Annotated in this window: 21 protein-coding genes and 1 tRNA gene; 11 read left to right on the top strand and 11 right to left on the bottom strand. The window is 56.2% G+C overall.

What is annotated here, in order from left to right; genetic code table 11:
• Positions 1-33 precede the first annotated feature (33 nt).
• Complete coding sequence (locus HFD97_RS10765; RefSeq protein ID WP_150028788.1) at positions 34-294, bottom strand: hypothetical protein; 261 nt, start codon at positions 292-294, stop codon at positions 34-36.
• Positions 295-518: 224 nt separating this feature from the next.
• Here HFD97_RS10765 and HFD97_RS10760 point away from each other — a divergent pair, with 224 nt between their 5' ends.
• Positions 519-1,217, top strand: coding sequence for an RluA family pseudouridine synthase (locus HFD97_RS10760; RefSeq protein WP_167431484.1), 699 nt, complete (start codon positions 519-521; stop codon positions 1,215-1,217).
• A 16-nt stretch (positions 1,218-1,233) separates the two neighbouring features.
• Here the strand turns inward: HFD97_RS10760 and HFD97_RS10755 are convergent, their stop codons facing one another.
• Entirely contained in the window at positions 1,234-1,773 is a 540-nt protein-coding gene (locus tag HFD97_RS10755; protein WP_046102161.1) for a DUF2058 domain-containing protein, read from the bottom strand.
• 139 nt (positions 1,774-1,912) lie between these two features.
• Here HFD97_RS10755 and HFD97_RS10750 point away from each other — a divergent pair, with 139 nt between their 5' ends.
• The 3 genes from HFD97_RS10750 to HFD97_RS10740 all read left to right on the top strand — a co-directional run bounded on the left by HFD97_RS10750 (position 1,913) and on the right by HFD97_RS10740 (position 4,850).
• Positions 1,913-2,545, top strand: a complete 633-nt coding sequence (locus HFD97_RS10750; protein WP_167431483.1) for a TetR family transcriptional regulator — start codon at positions 1,913-1,915, stop codon at positions 2,543-2,545.
• A gap of 83 nt (positions 2,546-2,628) precedes the next feature.
• Positions 2,629-4,011, top strand: coding sequence for a D-arabinono-1,4-lactone oxidase (locus HFD97_RS10745; protein ID WP_167431482.1), 1,383 nt, complete (start codon positions 2,629-2,631; stop codon positions 4,009-4,011).
• An 8-nt stretch (positions 4,012-4,019) separates the two neighbouring features.
• Positions 4,020-4,850: a glycosyltransferase family 8 protein gene (locus HFD97_RS10740; protein WP_009089371.1), complete on the top strand. Its 831-nt coding sequence runs from the start codon at positions 4,020-4,022 to the stop codon at positions 4,848-4,850.
• A gap of 67 nt (positions 4,851-4,917) precedes the next feature.
• Here the strand turns inward: HFD97_RS10740 and HFD97_RS10735 are convergent, their stop codons facing one another.
• On the bottom strand, positions 4,918-6,039 hold the full coding sequence (locus HFD97_RS10735) for a Gfo/Idh/MocA family protein (protein WP_167431481.1): 1,122 nt from the start codon (positions 6,037-6,039) through the stop codon (positions 4,918-4,920).
• Between the two features lie 333 nt (positions 6,040-6,372).
• Here HFD97_RS10735 and HFD97_RS10730 point away from each other — a divergent pair.
• A tRNA-Asn gene (locus HFD97_RS10730) sits at positions 6,373-6,448 on the top strand.
• Positions 6,449-6,514: 66 nt separating this feature from the next.
• On the opposite strand, the gene HFD97_RS10725 is transcribed toward HFD97_RS10730, so the two are convergent.
• From HFD97_RS10725 to HFD97_RS10710, 4 genes are all read right to left on the bottom strand, one after another.
• Complete coding sequence (locus HFD97_RS10725; RefSeq protein WP_167431480.1) at positions 6,515-6,847, bottom strand: type II toxin-antitoxin system PemK/MazF family toxin; 333 nt, start codon at positions 6,845-6,847, stop codon at positions 6,515-6,517.
• Entirely contained in the window at positions 6,848-7,105 is a 258-nt protein-coding gene (locus HFD97_RS10720) for an antitoxin (protein ID WP_167431542.1), read from the bottom strand.
• Between the two features lie 310 nt (positions 7,106-7,415).
• Positions 7,416-9,647: a catalase/peroxidase HPI gene (katG, locus tag HFD97_RS10715; RefSeq protein WP_244319739.1), complete on the bottom strand. Its 2,232-nt coding sequence runs from the start codon at positions 9,645-9,647 to the stop codon at positions 7,416-7,418.
• A 413-nt stretch (positions 9,648-10,060) separates the two neighbouring features.
• Positions 10,061-11,083: an LLM class flavin-dependent oxidoreductase gene (locus HFD97_RS10710; RefSeq protein ID WP_046102167.1), complete on the bottom strand. Its 1,023-nt coding sequence runs from the start codon at positions 11,081-11,083 to the stop codon at positions 10,061-10,063.
• 219 nt (positions 11,084-11,302) lie between these two features.
• Between HFD97_RS10710 and HFD97_RS10705 the strand changes: the two genes are divergently transcribed.
• The 3 genes from HFD97_RS10705 to HFD97_RS10695 all read left to right on the top strand — a co-directional run bounded on the left by HFD97_RS10705 (position 11,303) and on the right by HFD97_RS10695 (position 14,338).
• Complete coding sequence (locus HFD97_RS10705) at positions 11,303-12,076, top strand: phosphate/phosphite/phosphonate ABC transporter substrate-binding protein (RefSeq protein WP_167431479.1); 774 nt, start codon at positions 11,303-11,305, stop codon at positions 12,074-12,076.
• 153 nt (positions 12,077-12,229) lie between these two features.
• Entirely contained in the window at positions 12,230-13,144 is a 915-nt protein-coding gene (locus HFD97_RS10700) for a ketopantoate reductase family protein (RefSeq protein WP_167431478.1), read from the top strand.
• A gap of 132 nt (positions 13,145-13,276) precedes the next feature.
• Entirely contained in the window at positions 13,277-14,338 is a 1,062-nt protein-coding gene (locus tag HFD97_RS10695) for a LacI family DNA-binding transcriptional regulator (RefSeq protein WP_167431477.1), read from the top strand.
• Positions 14,339-14,434: 96 nt separating this feature from the next.
• On the opposite strand, the gene tmaR is transcribed toward HFD97_RS10695, so the two are convergent.
• From tmaR to dacD, 3 genes are all read right to left on the bottom strand, one after another.
• Positions 14,435-14,761, bottom strand: a complete 327-nt coding sequence (gene tmaR / locus HFD97_RS10690; RefSeq protein ID WP_004571340.1) for a PTS system regulator TmaR — start codon at positions 14,759-14,761, stop codon at positions 14,435-14,437.
• A 160-nt stretch (positions 14,762-14,921) separates the two neighbouring features.
• Complete coding sequence (locus HFD97_RS10685; RefSeq protein ID WP_009089353.1) at positions 14,922-15,980, bottom strand: FUSC family protein; 1,059 nt, start codon at positions 15,978-15,980, stop codon at positions 14,922-14,924.
• A 261-nt stretch (positions 15,981-16,241) separates the two neighbouring features.
• Positions 16,242-17,405, bottom strand: a complete 1,164-nt coding sequence (gene dacD, locus HFD97_RS10680) for a serine-type D-Ala-D-Ala carboxypeptidase DacD (RefSeq protein ID WP_185155350.1) — start codon at positions 17,403-17,405, stop codon at positions 16,242-16,244.
• Between the two features lie 528 nt (positions 17,406-17,933).
• On the opposite strand from dacD, the gene HFD97_RS10675 reads away from it, so the two are divergent.
• The 3 genes from HFD97_RS10675 (at position 17,934) to sbcB (ending at position 21,199) form a co-directional block, all read left to right on the top strand.
• Positions 17,934-18,455 (top strand): DUF2778 domain-containing protein, encoded by a 522-nt coding sequence (locus tag HFD97_RS10675; protein ID WP_167431475.1) that lies wholly within the window; start codon positions 17,934-17,936, stop codon positions 18,453-18,455.
• A 242-nt stretch (positions 18,456-18,697) separates the two neighbouring features.
• On the top strand, positions 18,698-19,189 hold the full coding sequence (locus tag HFD97_RS10670) for a type VI secretion system tube protein TssD (RefSeq protein WP_009089346.1): 492 nt from the start codon (positions 18,698-18,700) through the stop codon (positions 19,187-19,189).
• 582 nt (positions 19,190-19,771) lie between these two features.
• The gene (gene sbcB, locus HFD97_RS10665; RefSeq protein WP_009089345.1) at positions 19,772-21,199 is read left to right on the top strand and encodes an exodeoxyribonuclease I; all 1,428 of its coding nucleotides are present in this window, start codon (positions 19,772-19,774) and stop codon (positions 21,197-21,199) included.
• Between the two features lie 56 nt (positions 21,200-21,255).
• Here sbcB and HFD97_RS10660 read toward each other — a convergent pair whose 3' ends face one another.
• Complete coding sequence (locus HFD97_RS10660) at positions 21,256-22,611, bottom strand: GntP family transporter (RefSeq protein WP_167431474.1); 1,356 nt, start codon at positions 22,609-22,611, stop codon at positions 21,256-21,258.
• Between the last annotated feature and the right edge of the window lie 29 nt (positions 22,612-22,640).

The raw sequence follows: 22,640 nt of genomic DNA, 5'->3' as shown, positions 1-22,640 counted from the left end.
GGACTACGTCCACTGGTGTCAGTTCAGTTGCTGCTAGTTCAGTTCGTCGTTCAGGCCTGTAAGTGTCTGCAGATACGGCACCTGTTGCTGGGCAATCGCCGGTGACGTAAAACTGCTCAGCCAGCTTCGGGCCTCGGAGATCTGCGTCAGCCGGTCGGGGTTGCTCTCGGATTTCGCCATGTATCCCAGTTGAGTAAAGAGTGATGCGATACTGATTTCCCTCTCACCCAGGGCAAGGCTCAGTGCCGCTTCGCCAATAATTACGTGGCCTTTCTCGTCGTTTTGAATTAACACAGAAAATCCTCCATTGGTACGAATTGAAAACAACCTCACCAGAGACTGTAGTCGTAAAAGAGAGAACTGCCCGAATTTATCACTAAAAATCGCGCAAGTTGCTGAACAAAATACTAAATGTTTTTTTGCCATCCCTTCACTGTGTCTCTGCCCTGCCAGACCGGGAGTCGTCACTCAACACACAATCGGTTATGATCCTCTGCCCTTCATCGTCCGGTTTTACTATGTCTGCCATTGTCGATACGTTTATTGCTCCACCCTGCCATGACGAGATCACCCTTCTGTTTCAGGATGATCATCTGCTGGTGGTGAATAAACCCAGCGGGCTGCTCAGCCTTTCCGGTAAGAATCCGCAAAACCTCGATTCAGTGCATCACCGGCTGGTCAGACTGTTTCCGGGCTGTACGCTGGTGCACCGGCTCGATTTTGGCACCTCGGGACTGATGGTCGTCGCGCTGAATAAAGCGATCAACGCGGCGCTCAGTCAGCAGTTCAGCCAGCGCAGCGTGAGCAAAACGTATCAGGCGCTGCTGTGCGGCCATCTGGCTGAGGATGAAGGTGTGATTGATGCCGCCATCGCGAAAGATCCGGCGCAGTTTCCCCGCATGACAATCTGCCCGCTTCAGGGCAAGCCTGCGCGATCGCGCTTCCGGGTTATCGCGCGCGGCCACTGGCAGGGACGAGAAGGAATGGAGGTGGCGGTTACACGGGTTGAGCTGACGCCGGAAACGGGGCGTACCCATCAGCTGCGCATTCACTGTCAGCAGCTGGGGCACCCGATTCTGGGCTGTGATCTCTATGGCGGGCAGGTGCTGCCGGGCGCTGAGCAGGCGGAGAGGCTGATGCTGCACGCCAGTGGATTAGCGTTTACACATCCGGTCAGCGGTGAGCCTGTACACTGCTCAGCCGCCAGCCCCTTCTGACTGCCTCAGTCCGCGGTTACCACATCAGGTCGTCCGGTACTTTGAAATCGGCATAAGGATCATCTTCGTCCTGCACGTCTTCGCTCAGTGCGCTGTTCAGGACGATAGCACTGGCATCACGCTGGGCAATTTTATCCGCCACGCTGGCCGGGATAATGGCGTACTGGCTTTCGCCATTTTTGTCAGCAGTCAGGCGGGCAATGGCGAGACGGCCATTAATCAGCTGGGTCTGCGTCAGCTTATCCACCACGATTTTTTTAATCAGGTTGTTGTCGGTAAAGTTAAAGCTGATGTCGCCTTTTGCCACCTCGATTTTGTTCATTTCAATCAGCTGTTTGACCTGTGCTTTGTACTCTTTCGACAGGACGGCCAGTTTCTGCTGCTCGTTAAGTTGCTTATCACGCTCAAGCTGCGCTTTTTTGTTGTCTTCGACCGCCGCTCTGGCTTCACGCGCCTGAACCCGGGATTTCTTCGCTGTGCGCTGAACCTTATCCATTTTTTTGCTGGATACCAGGCCTGCTTTCAGCATCTGCTCTTGTAAGGTGAGTTTTGTCATTGTCGTCTCTGAATCTGTTAAATATTGTTCGGGATTATACCTGTAATCTTTCAGGCTGTGCCAGGCTGACGCCGCGATTGCGGGCTACGCCTCAACACTGTGCTACCATTCCCCGGTCAGAATCACCTTATTGAGCACCATGTCCGAAATTACGAAACGCAAAAATGACCCGGAAGGGCTGAAAAAACGCATTATCGCAGGCGCACTGAAAACCTTCGCAGAGTTTGGTATGCAGGGTGCCAGACTGGAGCAGATCGCCGAACACGCTCAGACCACCAAACGCATGGTGGTCTATCACTTCGGCAGCAAGGAGCAGCTCTACATCGAAGTGCTGGAGCAGGTCTATCAGCAGATACGCGCGCATGAAACCGATCTGAACCTGGCCGCCATGACGCCGGAGCTGGCCATGACCCGCCTGGTGGAAGCGAGCTTCGATTACCACGTTGCCCATCCCGACTTTATGCGGCTGGTCTGCAGTGAGAACCTGCTGCGCGGTCGCTACATCACGCAGTCACCGCAGATTAAAGCGCTTAACCGCAGCGCGCTGGATCTGCTGGATGACATCCTGGCCCGCGGTCAGCAGGAGGGCGTGTTTATCGCCGATGTGCAGACCATCGACGTTCATCGTCTGATCAGCAGTATCTGTGTTCATCACGTCTCAAACCGCTACACCTTCAATGCCCTCTTCAGTCCGGATAACAGCGAAGAAGAGAGTATCCGGCGCAATCGTCAGCTCGCTGTCACCGCCACACTGCGCTATATCTGCAAATAATTGCTCACCGCTCTGGCTCCGCTTACTCATGGTCTACGCTTAGTAAACATTCGTCATTAAATTGCCATAAAAGGAACGCTGTTGTGAGCAGAGACGCACGCCTCTATCCGCTTCGCCAGACTCATGTTGAACCCGATGATGATGCGCTCTGGAACTGGGCGCAGAACGCTAAAATCGGCAGCCGTCATCAGGTTCAGCGCCCCGCCAGCGAAGCGGAATTACAGACGCTTATCCGGGAGTCACGCGGCCAGATTCGGGTCATCGGCAGCAAGCTCTCCCCCGGACGGATGCTGCACGTCAGTGAAGATGATTTACTGCTCGACCTCAGCGCGCTCAGCGGTCAGCTCGCCAGCGATGAGGATAGCGTGACCTTCGGGGGAGCCACCCCGCTGGATCAGGTTTATCGCACCCTGACCCGCATGAACCGCATGCTGGCGTCGTCGCCGGGTGTGATTGCCATTCAGACCCTGGCAGGGGCGATGGCCACCGGCACGCACGGCCAGGGATTGCAGCAGAGTTCGATTGCCGATGAAGCACTGGCCATCCGCATGGTGCTGGCTGACGGCAGCGTGCGCGAGTTTGTCCGGGGCGACGCGGATTTCCCGGCAGCTCAGGTCTCTCTGGGGGCGCTGGGTATTGTCACCGCCGTGACGCTGCGCACCGGTCCATACCGCATCTTCACCTGTCATAAGAACGCGGTCTCTGCGGATACGCTGGAAGAGGATCTGCTGCGCTGGAACAACGATTACCCTCTCAGCAAAGCCTGGTGGTTCGTTGACGACAATCTGATGCATGTCTGGAACGCCCATGAAGCCAGCGAGGAGGAGCGCCAGCGCTATGAGCAGCAGGGGCGCAAAGTGGTCGAGCATGAGGGCGAAGCGGATGACAGTCTGAACGAGACGATCGATCAGACCCTGGCGCACATGCACCGCGATACCCAGATTCAGGGGAAAGGCGGCAAGCAGTTTCGCACCGTGACCCGTTTTCGCGACTTCACGGATGTTACCGGTGACATCTATCAGCTCTTCTGCCGGGGCATTGCGGTGCCACAGATCAACGTGGAGATCGGCGTCCCGCTGGCAAAAACGCCAGCCATCATCCGCCGGATAAAGCAGTGGTATGCAGAGAACCGGCCGCATATGCACTACCCGATTATCCTGCGCTGCACCGGCGCCTCCTCGGCCTGGCTCAGCCCGGCCGCCGATCAGCCCACCTGCTTTTTCGGCTTTGTCGTCTATTACGCTGACGATGGTTCGCTGTCGCAGGAGGGACTCCACTTCCTGACGGAAGTGGAGAAACTGCTGGCCGAAGAGGGAGGACGCCCGCACTGGGGCAAATATTACGATGAAGAACGCTACAACTGGCGTGAGATCTACCCGCAATGGGACGCCTTCCGCGCCCTGCGCAGCCAGCTCGACCCACAGGGACGACTGGGTAACGACTACATCACGCCACTTTTTGACTGAGGAAAGCCATGTTTGCCTGGGTAACGCTGTTAACACAACCCGATTATCTGGTGGGCGTACAAGCGCTGCACCGTTCGCTGCAACAGAGCCACAGCCAGTGGCCACTGGTGGTGATGACGACTCCCGCCATTTCTGAGGCGGACTGTCAGCGTCTGCAGGATGCAGGCTGCGTGATTGAGCCGGTTGAGCCACTCTATCCGCGTGAAGATCTGGATCAGCACTATGCTTCGGCGCAGTTCGGCGAGGTCTGGACCAAGCTGCGCGCCTGGCAACTGACGGATTACGAGCGCGTCGTTTTTCTGGATGCGGACATGCTCGTGCTGCAGAACATGGATGAGCTGTTTACTCTGGATCTGGGTGATAATCTGCTGGCGGCCTGCCACGCCTGCCGCTGCAATCCCAACCAGATCGCCTCCTATCCGCCAGAATGGCAGCCGGAGCAGTGCCACTACACCTGGCAGGCCCGCGGTGAGACAGCACCACAGAGTGTGGATCTCTACCTCAACGGCGGTTTTCTGGTGCTGAAGCCCGATAATGCGGTGTTTGAGGCGATGGAAAAACGTATTGCCGCCATTGATGACCTGAGCGCCTACCCTTTCTCGGAGCAGGATCTGCTGAATGAAATCTTTGCCGACCGTTGGAAGCCGCTCTCTTATATCTACAATGCGCTGAAAACGCTGCCCTTCCAGCACCGCGGGCTCTGGCAGGACGATGAGGTGAAAAACCTGCATTACATACTGGCCAAGCCGTGGAAGCGCGATCTTAACCAGCCTGAGAGCCAGCGCGATCGCTTCTATGCGCTGGATAAGCTGTGGTGGGAGAAAAGCGGCCTGATCTGATTTTAAAGGGCGGGAAGCTCTCTTCCCGCCCTGCCCCCTTCTTATCTGCACTCTTCCTGATCTGCCGTTACACTTCCACCCAGCGCCGCTGCTCAGCAGAGTGCGCGATCGCTTCCAGCACCTTCTGCACCTGCAACCCCTCAGCAAAATCGGGCCACATGCGGTCGTCCGCCGCGATACCGTTAATCAGATCGCGGACCTCCACCGTTTTCTGGTCGTTAAAGCCGATGCCATGTCCGGCTGAAACACAGAAGTTCGCATAGTCAGGATGGGCGGGTCCTGTCAGGATCGTTTTAAATCCCTGTCGCCCGGCGGGCTCGTCATGCAGATAAAGCTCAAGTTCAGCCATGCGCTCCTGGGTGTAACGCAGCGTGCCTTTGGTTCCGGTCACAACATAGGTCAGGCCCATTTTCGCGCCGCAGGCGATACGCGAGGTTTCAATGACGCCGTGCGCGCCATTGCGGAAGCGCAGCAGCGCACTGGCCTGATCTTCGTTTTCCACCGCTAACTGACGTCCGGGCGCTTTCGGGTCGGGTCGTGCGGTGATGACCGTCATCATGTCACCGCTGACTTCCGCAATATCACCGACCAGATAGTGCGCCATGTTGACGATATGCGCCGCCAGATCGCCCAGCGCACCCAGCCCTGCCAGCGCTTTCTGACAGTGCCAGTCGAGCGGTGTCTCCGGTCTGGCAAGATAATCCTCGTTATGCGTGCCGTAAAAATGGACCACCTCGCCAATTTCTCCGCGGGCAATGATCTCTTTCGCCAGCTGGCTGGTCGGGTTCTTCATATAGTTAAAGCCGACCAGCGTTTTCACCCCTGCCGCCTGCGCAGCGCTCACCATCTCCTGCGCATCCGCCACGCTTAATGACAGCGGTTTTTCTGAGTAGACATGCTTGCCGTGGCGTATCGCCGCCAGTGCCATCTCTTTGTGCAGAAAGTTGGGCGCGCAGATATCCACCACATCAATGGCGGGATCGCTGACCAGCTCGCGCCAGTCTCCCGTGGAACGCGTAAAGCCAAAGGTGGCTGCCTGACGGGCCGCCAGCTCTGGATTTACCTCGGCCAGCATCTCCCGCACGATCTCACCTTTCAGCGCAAACACCGTCGGGGCCTGAGCATAAGCAATCGCATGGCAGCGCCCGATATAACCACTGCCGATCATGCCGATTCGGACTTGTTTCATTTCAGCTCCGGATATTCATTTCAGGGTTGAAATGAAATCTACGTTTCGTTTTATCTGCTGACAAAGGCGTAATGAAAACTTTGTGACGGCAGTAAAAAACTATCCGGGCAAACCACGCCTCGTGCCGCCTGGCAAGGGAGGCGGAACGGTAAAACACCTCATAAATACCTCAGTCTGCCGCACGGACTGTTACACCCCTGTTCAGCGTCTGACGGACTTCTTCTGGCGTATTAAACGCCGTTCTGGCGACTATTTCAGCAGTCGCGCAGATTTATGAAAAAGAGCTTTGACATGGCTCAGCGTGGCCGTTACTATGCGCCCCGTTCAAACGATTCCTCTGTAGTTCAGTCGGTAGAACGGCGGACTGTTAATCCGTATGTCACTGGTTCGAGTCCAGTCAGAGGAGCCAGATTCGAGAAACCCGCTCAGGGAAACCTGAGCGGGTTTTTTATTGGCTTTCAGTCATATCGGCGATTCAGTTCAGAATGGCTTCCAGCCGTGCCAGCACTTCGTTCACGATAGCGTCAGGAAGTCTCTCAAGCCGCCTGCCTTCGCGGGCTTCCATATTGAGCGTTCTCGGCTGATCGCAGCGAACGACACCCTTTGTTCTGCACCCCGCTCCATCCAGTGAAACAGCAAAGCCTGCTGCGCGGGCAAAATTCCCACCGCTGGTCACCGGCACCACAATCGGTAATCGGGTAAATGCGTTAAAGGAAGCCGGAGAAACGATAAGTACCGGACGCTTCCCGCTTTGTTCATGACCTGCTGTAGGATCGAGGGTCACCAGCCAGATTTCTCCTCTCTCCATTTACAGGTTCTCCTTACCTGCTGCAGGTGCATCAATCCAGTCTCGAACTTCTTTACTGATTTCCGCATGCGGATCGCATTGCGCAAGCAGTTCCTCAAGTGAATAGCGCGGTCGGGTCCTGGGTTTGACGATCAGATAACCATTATCGATGGTCATTCCGACTTCGCTGTTTGCCGACAACGACAGCGTTTTCAGAACGGCGGGAGGAACCGCCAGCATGACCGATCCGCCTACCTTTTTAAGACGCGTGATGAACATAAATCTCCTCCTGATGTTATATTTTAATATAACACCGGCGGGCGATGGCGAGCAATTATTAATCAGTTCCATTGTACTATCCTCCTGAAGCGGACCTGCGCGGGGATTGCCTGTCTTCGTCAGGATGAGAGTAAAAAATGTGTCGAGGGAGGCAAAGGATTACGCCAGATCCGATAAAAATTTTGCGGCGAGGATTCCATACAGAGATAACAGGAGCCGTAATCAGAAGAAGCGCGGCAAAAAAAACTGCACCCTACTCAGTCGGGTCTCCGACCTTTGAGGTGCAGCCAGGTTTCAGCTTTTAGAGCTATCAGAGTTCAAAGCGATCCAGATTCATCACTTTGGTCCAGGCGGCCACAAAGTCTTTGACGAATTTTTCACGGGCGTCGCTGCTGGCGTAAACTTCCGCCGAAGCGCGTAACACCGCGTTGGAGCCGAACACCAGATCGGCGCGGGTCGCGGTGTATCGGGTTTCACCGCTGACGCGATCGCGTCCGATGAAGGACTCGTTGCTCGCATCGGCAGCCTTCCACTCGGTGCGCATATCCAGCAGATTGACAAAGAAGTCCGTGTTCAGCGAACCCACCTTGTCCGTGAAGATGCCGTGCTGGCTGCCATCGAAGTTAGCGCCCAGTGCACGCATCCCGCCCACCAGTACCGTTAACTCCGGCACGGTCAGGGTCAGCTGCTGCGCCTTGTCGATCAGCAGGTTTTCGGTGGTGGTTTTGCCGAAGCCGGTGCCGTAGTTACGGAAACCATCGGCACGCGGTTTCAGCAGGTTGAACGACTCAATGTCGGTCTGATCCTGACGCGCATCGACACGTCCTGGCGTAAAGGGCACGTCGACGGTCACGCCTGCCGCTTTCGCCGCCTGCTCAACCCCGACCACACCAGCCAGCACAATCACATCCGCCAGCGAAGCCTTGTTCACTTCACGCTGAACCGCTTCCAGCGTCGGCAGCACGCGCGCCGCAACGGCGTTAACGTCCCACTCGCGCTGCGGCAGCAGTGCCAGTCGGGCACCGTTGGCACCACCCCGTTTGTCGCCACCGCGGAAGGTTGACGCCGACGCCCAGGCAACGGAAACCAGCTCGCTGACGCTGAGGCCGGATGCGGCAATCTTCTCTTTCAGCTGCGCAATATCCGCGACGGTCGGATGATAAACCGGTGCAGGCAGCGGATCCTGCCAGATCAGATCTTCCTGTGGTACTTCAGGTCCGATGTAGCGCGCTTTCGGCCCCATATCGCGGTGCGTCAGCTTAAACCATGCACGAGCAAACGCTTCGTTGAACGCCTGCGGGTCGTTAAGGAAGCGACGCGAAATTTTTTCAAATTCCGGATCAAAACGCAGCGTCAGGTCGGTCACCAGCATGGTCGGCTTGTGTTTTTTCGCCGTGTCAAAGGCATCCGGGATAATTTCCGGCGCATTGACCGCTTCAAACTGGATAGCGCCTGCCGGGCTGCGCGTCTGCACCCACTCATATTTGAACAGGTTCTCGAAGAAATAGTTGCTCCACTGGGTAGGCGTTTGCGACCAGATCACTTCCAGGCCAGAGGTAATCGCATCGGCACCTACGCCGCTGCCGTGGCTGTTGACCCAGCCCAGACCCTGCGCTTCAATCGGAGCGGTTTCCGGGTCGACACCGACATGGCTGGCCGGAGCGGCACCGTGGGTTTTACCCAGCGTATGGCCACCCGCAATCAGTGCCACGATCTCTTCGTCGTTCATGCCCATGTTGCCAAAGGTGGCACGAATAGCCGGGGCGGCAGAGGCGGGCTCGCCACTGTGTTCCGGGCCTTCCGGGTTGACGTAGATCAGACCCATCTCGGTCGCGCCAAGCGGTGACTGCGCCAGCGATTCCGGATGACGATGTTCCAGCCAGGTCGCTTCTTCGCCCCAGTTCACATCCATATCCGGTTCCCAGACATCTTCACGTCCGGCACCAAAGCCGAAGGTGCGGAAGCCGGAATTTTCCAGCGCGACGTTACCCGCCAGGATGTAGAGGTCGGCCCAGGAGATCTTCTGACCATACTTCTGTTTTACCGGCCACAGCAGGCGGCGGGCTTTATCCAGGCTGACGTTGTCCGGCCAGGAGTTTAACGGAGCGAAACGTTGCTGACCACGACCTGAACCACCACGTCCGTCTACGGAGCGATAGGTTCCGGCGCTGTGCCAGGCCATACGAATAAAGAGACCGATATAGCTGCCCCAGTCAGCGGGCCACCAGGCCTGTGACTCCGTGAGCAACCCTTTGATGTCCGCTTTCAGCGCTGAGTAGTCTAATTTTGCAAATTCTTTGCGGTAATCGAAGGATTCATCAAGGGGATTTGAACGGGATGAGTGCTGATTCAGCAGGTCAACGCGCAGCTGATTAGGCCACCAGTCACGGTTCGTTGTTCCGCCGCCCGGCGCCTGATTTGGCTGCGCTGACTTCCCTGCATGAAAGGGGCATTTGCCCGCTGGTGCTTCACGGTCAGCTTCACGGTCGGCTTCGACGATTGGCTTTGCATCTTTTGCATCTTCATCAATGGAATTGCTCATGGTCACACCTCTTTTTGTATTTTCATCGCTACTCTATAGAGGATTTTCAGGAAGGCACACCTGTCTTATCCTATATGATTGATAGCTTATCCCTTTGAATAAGGTCTTATTTAACAGTTCCCAGCGATGGCAAACGGCTGTTATGCGCGTCACCTTCAGCGAAACGACACCGTTCTTCATCAGACTATTCTGACAAACCACGTTTAACAACCGGCTGATGAAAGAGTTGCTGAGCGGTGACACAATCCGGTGCATAAAGCGTGCGTGATCTGTTGCCAGAACAGCCTGGAAAAGGCGTGGGAATACAGAGAAAAAAGAACAGGCAGAGCGGAAGAGAAAAGAGGTGGGGCTGACGAGGGGATCGGATCAGGGATAAAACCGCAGCGCCCTCCGCAGGAGAGCGCTGCCGGTCATTAACGCCAGCCCAGCTCCGGAGCGACGTACTTCAGAATCGCTTCAATCACATGGGCGTTATAAGCCACACCCAGCTGATTTGGCACGGTAAGCAGCAGCGTATCGGCTTCAGCAATCGCCTCATCCTGCGCCAGTTGCTTAATCAATACCTCTGGCTCAGCGGCATAGCTGCGGCCAAAGATGGCGCGGGTTTTCTCATCGAGAAAACCGACAGAGTCACGGTCGTTGCCGCTGCGGCCAAAGTAAGCGCGGTCCATGTCGTTGACCAGCGCAAAGATGCTGCGGCTGACAGAGACACGAGGGGTATGCTGATGCCCCGCCGCTTTCCAGGCTTCACGGTAGGCGCGGATCTGCTTCGCCTGCTGAATGTGGAACGGCTCGCCCGTTTCATCATCTTTCAGCGTCGAACTCTGCAGGTTCATGCCCATTTTCGCCGCCCACTCCGCCGTTGCGTTGGAGCCGGAGCCCCACCAGATACGGTCGCGTAACCCTTCAGACAGCGGCTCCGGGCGCAGCAGACCTGGCGGGTTCGGGAACATCGGCTGAGGGTTCGGCTTAGCAAAGCCTTCTCCGCGCAGCACCTCCAGAAACTCCTCGGTGTGACGACGGCCCATATCGGCATCGCTTTCCCCTGGTTTAGGTTCAAAACCAAAGTAGCGCCAGCCATCAATGACCTGCTCCGGTGAGCCGCGGCTCAGACCGAGCTGCAGACGACCGTTGGAGATCAGATCGGCCGCGCTGGCATCTTCCACCATATAGAGCGGGTTTTCGTAACGCATGTCGATTACGCCAGTGCCGATCTCAATCCGGCTGGTGCGTGCCGCGACCGCCGCCAGCAGCGGAAACGGTGAACTGAGCTGACGGGCAAAGTGGTGGACACGGAAGTAAGCGCCATCGGCACCCAGCTCTTCCGCGGCAACCGCTAAGTCGATCGACTGCAGTAATACATCCTGCGCCGTGCGGGTGGCAGACTGTGAAGAGGGGGTCCAGTGACCAAAAGATAAGAAGCCGATATTTTTCATCTGTCATTCTCCTGACGGGGTAAACGCCCGTGGATGTAAGGCAATTTCTGATAGGCAAAGGTTACGCCCTCCGCGCCGCAACTGATAGTCAATATCTTTCAGCGCTATATTCAGGAATTTCGACATAGCCAGGCTGATTATCTGCTTTGCTTATTTATCCCCTGATGCAGCCCGATCTTCGCGCGGGGGAGCTACCCTATCCTGACCGGGAGAAACCTGATGACTAACCGGCTCGCGCTGCCCATGTACGCGATTCACCCGCCCGCCACGCGGGCGCTGATGCAGGCCATTAAGACGCTGCTGGCGCGGCGCGGCATCGAAGCGCAGCCGGTCTGGCCTGACGACCTGCAGGCACACTGGCAGGATGCGCATCTGCTGCTGAGTCAGACCTGTGGCTATCCACTGGTCACCCGGCTTACCGCGGTCCAGCCTGTCGGCACCTTTCACTATCGGGCGCCCGGCTGCAGCGGTCGCGACTATCGCAGCTGGCTGGTGACGCGGGATAAACAGGCGACGCTGGCCGATTTCACTGGCCGGCGGGCGGTGGCGAACAGCCTGGACTCTCACTCCGGCTATAACGCACTGCGGTTTGTCGCGGCGCGTCAGGGCGTCACCTTTTCTCAGCTCATCCTGAGCGGCGGGCATCGCGGGTCGCTGGCTGCGTTGCAGCAAGGCCATGCCGATATTGCTGCGATCGACTGCGTCAGCTGGGCGCTGCTGGCGCGTTATGAACCGCAAGCACTGGAGGGCCTGCATATTATCGGTGAAACACCCCTGGCACCCGGACTGCCGCTGATCACGGCAGCGTTAACCTCCTCCACCCGGCTGGCGCATCTCCGGATGGCGCTGCACCAGCTGGTGCAGGAGACGGCCTGGCGTGGCGTCTGTGACGACAATCTGATCGGCGGATTCAGCCCGGCAGAGCGGGACGATTATCAGATTGTGCTGGACTGGGAGCACGACGCGGCTGCGCAGGGCCTCCCCCGGCTTTAACGTGTTACGCCCTTCCGGCCCGCTGCTCCGTCAGCGGAAGCCCAGCTCTGCCCGTCGGTGACGACCCGCATCGATCCTTTTCTGCTGACGTCAGCACTGGTAAGCCCGCTCACACCGCTTTAAGGTAGAGGTTTTCAGCAACGGGAGATGCAGATGCGCATTCTGATGGCAGGAGCCGGCGCGACCGGCGGATATTTTGGTGCCCGACTGGCTCAGGCGGGTCAGGACGTCACGTTTCTGGTGCGCGAACGCCGTTTTCAGCAGCTACAGATGAATGGACTGGTGTTACAGACGCCGCAGGGAACGGAAAAGCTGGAACCGCAGCTGATCCAGGCCCGCTCGCTGAGCGGCCACTATGACCTGATCATGATTACCGTAAAGAGTTTTGCGCTTGAACAGCTCATGGAGGATATCGCGCCTGCGGTCGGCCCTGACACGCTGATCATGCCGATTCTCAACGGGATGCGACACATCGCGATACTTCAGCAGCGTTTCGGTGACAATAAGGTGATAGGCGGCCTGTGCAAAATCAACGCCACGCTGGGTGACAGCGGTGAAGTGATCCAGATGACGCCGCTGCATCAGCTTTACTACGGTGCGCTGGATGGCAACAACGATGCGCGCCTGCAGCGGGTTGACGCCGCCCTGCGCACCAGTCAGGTCGATAACCGCTTCAGCGATAACATTATGGATGAGCTGTGGGAGAAGTGGCTGCTGCTGAGTACGCTCGGGGCGGTCTGCTGCCTGGCGCGTGGCGATACGCAGCAGATCCTGACCACCCGCGGGGGCGAAGCGCTGCTGCAGGGGATCTTCAGCGAGATTCTGGCGGTGATTTCCGCCGAGGGGTATCAGCCGCGTCCGGCCGTCACTGCCCGCATTTTTGAACTGCTGAATAACCCGGAGACCCCGATGACCTCCTCGATGTATCGTGACCTGACTCAGGGATTTGATATCGAAGCCGATCAGGTGATCGGTGACCTGCTGCTGCGGGCAAAACGAAAAGGTCTGATGACTCCGCTGCTTAACGCGGTCGATGTGAATCTGCAGGTCTATCTGCAGCAGCGCTAAGCCGGATAGCGGTAATCCGTTCTGACCGGGGCCGCATGGGTCCCGGCTGGCAAAAGAGTGAATGTGTAATGAGCAGCAGCAGTGTGGCAGGAAATTTTGTTACACTCGGCGCTTCATCTTTTGGAGAGTGCAATGACTTCCCGCTCCGTGACCCTTGATGATGTCGCGCAACTGGCCGGCGTCTCATACCAAACCGTTTCACGTGTTTTAAACCGTTCTGAACAGGTGTCAGCCCGCACGCGAGAAAGGGTTGAGGCGGCGATGCAGCAGCTCAATTATGTGCCTAATCGCGTGGCACAGCAGCTGGCAGGCAAGGCGACGCGCACGCTGGGTCTGGCTACCAGCGACCTGGCGCTGATGGCACCGGCTCAGATCGCCTCGGCGATCCAGCAACGGGCCGCCGCCGCGGGGTATCATCTGGTGATTGCGATGGAGAGCGGTCATGATGCGGCCGCGACCGTGAATGAACTGCTGGCGCAGCGGGTCGACGGACTGCTGATCAACCTGCCGCTGGCGGCGGATGAGGCGCAGCAGATTCAGCTACTGTGTGGCAGTAAGCCGGTGCTGTTTCTGGATGTCGAACCGCGTGCCGCGGTGGCGCAGTGTCAGTATCCGAACGCCTCCGGCGCGCGCGCCGCGGTTGAACATCTGGTGGCGCTGGGTCATCGCCGGATCGGCCTGCTCAACGGGCCGCTGCGGTCGGTCTCGGCGCGTCAGCGTGAAGCGGCCTGGCTTCAGGCGTTGGCTGAGCATCAGCTCACCCCGCACTGCTCTCTGCGCGGCGACTGGAGCGCGCAGTCGGGCTATCAGGCGCTGATGTCGCAGCTGCCGGACGCCCTGCCCCAGGCACTGCTGGTGGCGAACGATCAGATGGCGCTGGGTGCGATGCGGGCGTTGCATCAGTATGGCGTGGCGATTCCGGGCGAGATCTCAGTGATTGGTTATGATGACACCGCGGAAAGTGCCTGGTATCAGCCGCCCCTGACCACGGTGCGCCAGGATTTGCATTATCTGGGCGCGCAGAGCGTTGAGCGGATGCTGGCCCGGCTGCGTGGCGAAGAGGTTTCTGACGCTGCGCTGGAAACCACGCTGGTTATCCGGGAAACCACCGCCCCGCCAGCCGATAACTCGCTCGATTTAGTCGCGCTGTCCCAGCAGCTTCAGGCGATCGCCCGTCGGCTGGCCGGCCAGTAGCACCAGCTCTGCCGGCCGCCATAAAAAAACCCGCGCCACCGGGGTGGATGCGGGTCATCTTCAGTAACCGGAGCCGCTGCGCTCCGTTATCGGCTATCAGGCTTTCGGATGTTCACCCACGCCCATAGCTTTGATCTTTTTCGACAGCTCGCGACGCTCTTTCGAGAGGTCGGCGTTTTTGATGATGTACTCATCCACGCGATCTTCATAATCCACGCGCATGCTGGCAATGATCTCCTGAATAGCCTCAACGCTCATGCCCGGCTTGATGTATTCGCTCAGGTTGTCGAGCAGCAGAACGCGCTTCTGGTTGTCACGAATTTTCTTCTCGTTGTCGACAATTTCACGCTGCAGTTTGTTTTTGCGGCGGAACATACGCACGAACTCCAGTACGTCCTGAAATGACTGCTTGGCATTTTCCATGATGGCACCTTTCTTTAAGCCTGCTGACGCAGGGAGAGAGTCAAAACGATCAGCTTAGCGGCTAGCCCGCCAGGTAAGCAATTTTCACAGCTAAATTCAGACTGGCTCTTATCTTAGCGCAAAGAAACCCTGTTTCACATTAAGTCATTGTCTGAGGTGATTATTTGCGCAGCGCCATCCGCATCAGATCGGTCATCCGCTCCAGCTGTTTCGCCAGTTCCAGCGTCAGCCAGACGTAACCGTAGATCGGCGTCTCCTCCAGCGCGTCGCTGCCCGCCTCCGCAATCAGACGCCGCAGTTCATCACTGATTTCGGTGAGTTCATGACTGTTGGCGACCACCTCTTCCGTTTCCCCCTCGATTGCCATGACGGACAGCGCCCGCAGCGTGTTCTCGGTCATCTGCTGGGTACGGCGTAAGGCGGGTGCATTGAGCATAATCAGGTGGCTTTCACGCGACGCCCACCAGGCATTAATCTGCATCTCAATGGTGTAAACCATATTACGGTTAATGGTCTGAATGGCTTCAAGCACCGACTTCGGGATGCGCGTCTCTTTGCTGGACGGCTCCAGCAGTGCCCGCATTTTGATGACGCTGCTCAGCAGCTTGCCCAGCGGCTTGTTAAGGCGCGGCTTTTCGACCAGATTGGGTGAGAAACCGGCGTGGTAGATTTTTGCCATCTCCGCCAGCGTGTCAGAAAGCTGGATGCGCCAGTGGGTATAGGCGCGCTGCGCCCAGATGGCGGTGAACAGCAGCGCCATCAGCGACCCCAGAATCACATCCCCGCCGCGCCACAGCGCCATCGTGAAGTCACCGGTCGGTGCCCCGACGACGACGCTGAGCGTAATCCCGATCAGCAACGCCATATAGGGGTGCTTGCCCAGCGTCAGGAAGCCACTGATGAACATGATCATGCCGCACCAGGCCAGCATCATCGGCATGGAGATCAGCTCCAGCTTCAGCGCAATCAGACCGGAAATCGAGCCGGCTACGGTGCCGCTGATGCGCTGCAGGGCGCGTGGAAAGACGTTTCCCCACGTAGAGATGGGCCCCATTACCACCACCAGCGTGATCAGGGGCCAGGTGCCTTCAGGGATATGAGTGGCCCGGACAAAGATAAAGCAGAGCAAAAAGGCGATGGCAATGCGCACGCCATGAACGGCGCGATAGTGACGGTAAAACCAGAATTCTAGTTTTGAGATGGGTTTATCAGAACGCAAAGTGACTTTCCGGTTGCGGGATTATATTGCCGCTATCTTAACCCCGAACGGGGTTCAGGCTTAGCCTGCGCCCGCTATTTACAGACCATTTTGACGTTATCTTACAAATATCAACATCCGGCTCACATTGCCGCCCGTAAATTAAAAACAATTTATTACTGCTCGTTAACCTTAACCGGCGCCGGATCAGACGGGAAGCTGCTCCCCTGTAAAAACGGGCAGCTCAGAGGCTGCCCGTTTCAGTGGTGACCCATTGATCGATCAGAACTTCTGTTTGAGATAGTCGGTCAGGCGGGTGATGACACCGGCGGGTTCAACCGCACTCAGCGCCACCAGCGGATAGTGGGCGATCTCCTGATCTTTATCCATCACCTGAATCTCACCGATCACCTCATTGGCTTTCAGCGGCGCCTCCAGATCTTTGCGGTCGATGACATATTTCGCTTTCACGTTCTGCACTTCACTGCGCGGCAGCGACAGATAGATATCCTCTGCGGTGCCAACCTCGACCTGATGCGGATTGCCGTACCAGACGTTTTCGCTGCCAATCTTCTTACCGGCGTGGAACAGCTGAACGGTATCGAAGGTGTTCTGGCCCCAGACCAGCAGTTTACGCGCCTGCTCTTCACGCCCTTTCGCGCTTTTCCCGCCCATCACGACAGCAATCAGGCGATGCTTACCCACCACGTTGGAGGCGATGATGTTAAACCCGGCCGTTTCGGTGTGGCCGGTTTTCAACCCGTCGACATGCAGGTTATTGTCCCACAGCAGACCATTACGGTTGTTCTGGGTGATGCCATTCCAGGTCAGAGTCTTCTCACTGTACATCGCGTAGAAGTCAGGCTCACCGTCAATAATCGCGCGGGAGAGTTTCGCCATATCCAGTGCGCTGGAGTACTGACCCGGCGCATCCAGACCGTGAACCGTTTCAAAATGGGTATTCTGCAGGCCGAGTTTCTCAACGTAGTGATTCATCATGCCGACGAAATTTGCTTCGCTGCCTGCGACATAGTCGGCCAGGGCCACGCAGGCGTCATTCCCGGAATCAATGATGACCCCGCGGCTTAAATCCCGGACGCTCAGCTTATCGCCAGGCTTCAGGAACATCAGCGAGGAGCCTTTGAACACCGGATTTCCCGCCGCCCACGCATCTTTTCCCACCGTAACCATGTCGTCACGGCTGATTTTCTTCTGGTCGATGGCGCGGTCGACCACATAGCCGGTCATCAGTTTGGTCAGGCTGGCGGGATTACGGCGCTCATCGGGATTACCGGCAGTCAGAACCTGCCCGGTCATGGCATCCATCAGCACCCAGGAAGCGGCATCAATTGCCGGCGGCGTCACAGGAAACGGGATCCCATCGGCCTGTGCCAGCGAGGCCCAAAAAACAGTAGCGGTAACGGTGAACAGCAGACGCCTTTTCAACACTTCATCCTTAATTACACGGGAGAGAAAATTTCTAAAACGAAACGGAAACAGCCGCACGTTTTACGGCAAAAGCGTTGTGAAGGTTTGAATAAATTGAAAAAAAGTATGAACCGGGATGCCTCTGCCTTATTCGGGACAGCCCTTAACTCCTGACGCGTGACAATAGGGTTTGCCATAGAGACAGGCCCGCAAACGCTAAAGTGGTTCGGTCACGCTTAATCATTGAGGCGTATAACAGACAACCATCTTCACTCACCCTGCTGCGTGCAGAGGCGCAGAGAGCGGACAGAAATACGGAAGTGTCTCACTTCAAATCTTATGCTTACCTCTTATCCCCCCTAATTGCGCAGAACATAAGTGCAGTTATTTTAAAGGTATTGACAGCCCGTATCAGATTACTTTTCTGTTTACAATATAACCTGAAGACCTTATTTTTAGTAAGGTTAACTGCTTTGCTATAGCAGGTGGCAGCCAGAGATTTATCCGGTGAGTAATTAACTCTCACTTTTTGCTAAGGGATTGAGCATGGCACTACATGGAAAAATGATTCTCAATGGCGCTGATTACGCGCCATTTAATCTGTACGGCGTTGGGGTTTTTATGGCGCACTCCGGGCTGAGCGTCTATCGAAACAATGGGAATTGCGCAGCTATTCCAGACGTTGGCCCCACGCCTCCCGGTAAATACTGGATTGTTGATCGCAGAGAAGGTAACTGGTTCTCTCAAAAAAAAGCAGAAATCCATGATGGACTGAATAAGCTGATGGGTCGTCGAGAGTTCGGCAGAACTGATTGGTTTGCTCTCTGGCGCGATGACTGGGCGATAGATGATTATACATGGATAGAGGGGGTTGAGCGGGGAAATTTCCGGCTCCATCCAGGAACCGTGTCTAAGGGCTGCATTACCATTGCACACAATTCAGATTTTGCAATGATCAGAAATGCTCTGATGAATACTTCTCTTATTTCTGTTCCCTGTAAACGGTCACTTATGGCACGCGGCTGGGTGGAGGTGGTGGCCGGTGGCTATAAAAAAATTTGCCCTTAGTTTTGTCAGATTAGCTTATTTTGTAGTGCTGTTTTATTGCACTGGCCATGGTTTGCCTTCGCCAGAAGGTTACATTGACTATGAAATGGCCAGGAAATTAGCATTAATTATCAATGATAATGAAAATGCTGATTCTATATATGATGCCTATTCATATATAGACTTATTTATAATGCTGACTATCAGCACTCTTTTTTATATCGTAACAATGAAGTTAATCAGAAGATTAAGGAGCACTTAGAATGCCAATTCCTCCCTATATGTGGCTTAAGGACGACGGCGGCGCAGATATTAAAGGTTCCGTTGACGTGCAAGATCGTGATGGTAGTATCGAAATTATCGGGCTCAGCCACGGTATAAATCTGCCTGTGGACAGCGCAAACGGTAAAATAACGGGTACGCGGCAGCATTCACCCATGATGATAGAAAAAGAGGTTGATAGCTCTACGCCCTATCTCTATAAAGCTGCGGCCACAGGCCAGACACTTAAAAGTGCTGAGATAAAATTTTATAATATTAACGATGCTGGCCAGGAAGTTTGTTATTACAGCGTCTTGATGGAAAACGTTAGAATCACTGGCGTTAATTGTAGCGTCCCTAATGTTAAACTTGAGGGTAATAACAAGATGAATCATACTGAAAGCGTGAGCATTCAGTATGAAAAAATAACGTGGAAGATCGTAGATGGTAATATTCAATATGCAGATGCATGGAATGAAAGACATACAGCGTAATTAATAAAAAACTCGGTGAAAGCCGGGTTGATGTTGGCAGATAAAAAGTAAAGCCAATAGCATCGGAAAGGGTTTATGAGTACGGGTATTATTAACTACGCTACCGCACATCCAACTATCACCGATTACCCCGCCATCCTCCTTTTCACTACCAGCCTCCCTGCATCTGCGACCAAAATACACGCAGTATTACAAGTGCTCTAATCCGATTGCAGGCATACTGAAGAGTAAGTGCAGGATATCAACTGAACTCAGCCGCTGGGCTTTTACCGTTCAATTTGTAGGGATACTGAATCAGTATCCCCCTGTTTGGCGATATGTGTCCCCAGCCCATCAGCATCTGAAATTTCAGCCGGGCCGGATTATGGTTTACCATGTAGAGAGCGTAATTAAGGGTCACTCAGCGCCTTAATAATTTCTGGTACACAGCAAAATGTGCTTCTGGTACGCATCCGGAACACGATGTTGCCGGTATAACAGCGAACAGCAACGAAAGGAAAATGTGAACAAAGCCAGGCAATGAAATGATGAAAATTGTTTTAACTCAGCAAGTTAATGAAAAATGACGAACGGTAACGCACATTGAAAAACGACCCCGGACAACCTACCTTCCTCTTTCACGATTACGAGACCTTCGGCACCAGCCCGTCGCGCGACCGGCCTGCTCAGTTTGCCGGGCTGCGCACTGACAGTGACTTTAATCCGGTGGGTGAGCCCGAAGTCTTCTACTGCCGTCTGCCTGATGACTATCTGCCGCAGCCCGAAGCGGTGATGATTACCGGTATCACGCCTCAGGTGGCGATGACGCGCGGCGTGAATGAAGCGGAGTTTGCTGAACGTATCCATTCCCTGTTTACCACGGAACAAACCTGTGTGGTGGGCTACAACAACGTGCGCTTCGACGACGAAGTCACGCGCAATATCTTCTATCGCAACTTCTACGATCCCTATGGCTGGAGCTGGCAGAATGGCAATTCCCGCTGGGACCTGCTCGACGTGATGCGTGCCTGCTATGCGCTGCGGCCGGATGGCATCAACTGGCCGGAGAATGAGGAAGGCTTTCCCAGTTTCCGGCTGGAGCATCTGACCAAAGCCAACGGCGTGGCGCATGAAAATGCGCATGATGCGATGTCCGATGTGTACGCCACGCTGGCGATGGCGAAGCTGGTGAAAGAGAAACAGCCAAAGCTGTTTGAATTTTTGTTCACTCATCGTAACAAGAACAAGCTGATGACGCTGATCGACATCCCGCAGATGAAGCCGCTGGTGCATGTCTCAGGTATGTTCGGTGCCGCGCGCGGGAATACCAGCTGGATTGTGCCGCTGGCCTGGCATCCCGATAACCGGAATGCGCTGATCGTGGTGGATCTGGCGGGTGATATGTCACCGCTGCTGGAACTGGATGCCGCTGCACTGCGTGAGCGTCTCTATACGCCGAAAAACGATCTCGGCGATCTGCCGGCCGTGCCGGTTAAACTGGTGCATATCAATAAGTGTCCGGTTCTGGCCCCGGCCAGCACGCTGCGCCCGGAAGATGCTGCCCGGCTGGGCATCGATCGTCAGCACTGTCTGGCGAATCTGGCCCTGCTGCGCCAGCAGCCCGACGTGCGGGAGAAACTGGTGACGCTGTTTGCCGAAGCCGAGCCGTTTACGCCATCAGACGACGTAGACACGCAACTCTATGATGGCTTCTTCAGTGATGCGGATCGCGCGGGGATGAACATCATCCGCCAGACCGCCCCGGCGAATCTGCCTGCGCTGGATCTGACCTTCGAGAGTGCGCGGGTGGCGAAACTGCTGTTCCGCTACCGGGCGCGTAACTTCCCCGGCACGCTGGATGATGCCGAGCAGCAGCGCTGGCTGCAGCATCGGCGTGAAGTGCTTAACAGCGATCGGGTGCAGGCGTTTATGCAGGAGCTGGAGTCGCTCGCCAGTCTGCATGAAGCCGATGCGGAAAAACTCGGACAGTTGAAAGCGCTCTATCTTTACGCGCAGGAGCTGGTCTCCTGAATCCTGAATGCCGCCCGGCATCCTCTGCCGGGTCTGGCACCGGGCTGTGTCGTGGATTACAGCAGCGTCCACGCCAGCCAGGTCAGGGCAAAACCGCTCAGCCCCATTAAAGTGGTCAGTACCGTCCAGGTGCGCAGACCGTCAGCCACTGACAGCCCGAGATAGCGCGTCACCACCCAGAAACCTGCGTCATTGACATGTGACAGTCCCAGCCCGCCAAAGCAGGCCGCCAGCGTCACCAGTACCCGCTGCATGTCCGTTACGCCGGTCACCGCCTGCGTCAGCAATCCGCTGGTTGTCAGGATCGCCACGGTGGCGGAGCCCTGTGACGCACGCAGCGCCAGCGACAGGATAAACGCAGCAGGCACCAGCGGCAGATGCAGCGTTTCAAGCGTAATCGCCAGCGCTTTGCCGACGCCCGACTCCACCAGCACTTTGCCGAAAGCGCCACCGGCACCCGCCACCAGTATCACACTGGCGGAGGTGGGGATTGCCCGGCCGGTCAGGTCTTCCAGCTTATCTTTGCTCCAGCCACGTCGCACACCCAGCAGCCAGGCCGCCAGCCCCAGGGCAATCAGCAGAGCAATGGGCGGGGTACCGATTACGGTCATCACGCTCCGTAGCAGATTGCCCTCATCCATCAGGGTGTGGGACAGCGTGCCCAGCACGATCAGGACAATCGGCACCACAATCAGCCCGCTGATGGTCAGCGCGCCAGGCGGTGCGGGTTCATTCTTCTTTTCCTGCCCCTCGGGTTTTGCCATCTGCAGCTGTTCGAGCACGTCCACTGACAGATGATAGTGGCGACGGTTCATCACCTTCGCCACGTAGTAGCCGATGATCCCGACCGGAATCGAAATGGCGATACCCAGCATCATCAGCCAGCCCATGTCGGTGTGCAGGATCCCCGCGGCGGCGGCGGCACCGGGATGGGTCGGCAGCGCCACGTGCACCGTCAGCATCACGCCCGCCATCGGCAGGCCAAACTTCAGGGGTGAGACCCGCGCCACTTTGGTAAACCCATAAATCAGCGGGATAACTATGATGAAGCCCACTTCAAAAAAGACCGGGATTCCGAGGATAAAAGCCGCCATGGTCAGGGCCGCCACGGTCCGTTTTAACCCCAGCGTTTTACTGAAACGCTGCGCCAGCGACTCGGCGCCCCCAGAGGCTTCGATGATCGCGCCGAGCATGGCACCGAGAACGATAATAATGGTGATGTGACCGAGCAGCCCGCCCATACCGGTAACAATCGTCTCCATGATTTTTTCGGCCGGGATGCCCGTGGCGATCGCCACCAGCAGACTGACAATTAACAGGGCGACAAACGGATGGACTTTAGCTTTGATCACCAGCAGCAGCAGGATCACAATGCTGGCGGTCGCTATGGCTAACAGCAGTGCGGTGGACATAGTAAGCCTCAGAAATATTTATATTTTTT

This window comes from Pantoea sp. EKM103V, assembly GCF_011800365.1.
GTDB lineage: Bacteria > Pseudomonadota > Gammaproteobacteria > Enterobacterales > Enterobacteriaceae > Pantoea > Pantoea anthophila.
This window is presented reverse-complemented; position numbering and strand designations above follow the sequence as displayed.

Excerpts from the sequence above, each read along its gene's own strand:
- HFD97_RS10695 (WP_167431477.1), top strand. The coding sequence starts at position 13,277 with ATGACTTCCCGCTCCGTGACCCTTGATGATGTCGCGCAACTGGCCGGC.
- katG (WP_244319739.1), bottom strand. The coding sequence starts at position 9,647 with ATGAGCAATTCCATTGATGAAGATGCAAAAGATGCAAAGCCAATCGTC.
- HFD97_RS10705 (WP_167431479.1), top strand. The coding sequence starts at position 11,303 with ATGACTAACCGGCTCGCGCTGCCCATGTACGCGATTCACCCGCCCGCC.
- HFD97_RS10675 (WP_167431475.1), top strand. The coding sequence starts at position 17,934 with ATGGCACTACATGGAAAAATGATTCTCAATGGCGCTGATTACGCGCCA.
- HFD97_RS10710 (WP_046102167.1), bottom strand. The coding sequence starts at position 11,083 with ATGAAAAATATCGGCTTCTTATCTTTTGGTCACTGGACCCCCTCTTCA.
- HFD97_RS10760 (WP_167431484.1), top strand. The coding sequence starts at position 519 with ATGTCTGCCATTGTCGATACGTTTATTGCTCCACCCTGCCATGACGAG.
- HFD97_RS10755 (WP_046102161.1), bottom strand. The coding sequence starts at position 1,773 with ATGACAAAACTCACCTTACAAGAGCAGATGCTGAAAGCAGGCCTGGTA.
- HFD97_RS10700 (WP_167431478.1), top strand. The coding sequence starts at position 12,230 with ATGCGCATTCTGATGGCAGGAGCCGGCGCGACCGGCGGATATTTTGGT.
- HFD97_RS10720 (WP_167431542.1), bottom strand. The coding sequence starts at position 7,105 with ATGTTCATCACGCGTCTTAAAAAGGTAGGCGGATCGGTCATGCTGGCG.
- tmaR (WP_004571340.1), bottom strand. The coding sequence starts at position 14,761 with ATGGAAAATGCCAAGCAGTCATTTCAGGACGTACTGGAGTTCGTGCGT.
- HFD97_RS10750 (WP_167431483.1), top strand. The coding sequence starts at position 1,913 with ATGTCCGAAATTACGAAACGCAAAAATGACCCGGAAGGGCTGAAAAAA.
- HFD97_RS10670 (WP_009089346.1), top strand. The coding sequence starts at position 18,698 with ATGCCAATTCCTCCCTATATGTGGCTTAAGGACGACGGCGGCGCAGAT.
- HFD97_RS10725 (WP_167431480.1), bottom strand. The coding sequence starts at position 6,847 with ATGGAGAGAGGAGAAATCTGGCTGGTGACCCTCGATCCTACAGCAGGT.
- HFD97_RS10740 (WP_009089371.1), top strand. The coding sequence starts at position 4,020 with ATGTTTGCCTGGGTAACGCTGTTAACACAACCCGATTATCTGGTGGGC.
- HFD97_RS10735 (WP_167431481.1), bottom strand. The coding sequence starts at position 6,039 with ATGAAACAAGTCCGAATCGGCATGATCGGCAGTGGTTATATCGGGCGC.
- HFD97_RS10660 (WP_167431474.1), bottom strand. The coding sequence starts at position 22,611 with ATGTCCACCGCACTGCTGTTAGCCATAGCGACCGCCAGCATTGTGATC.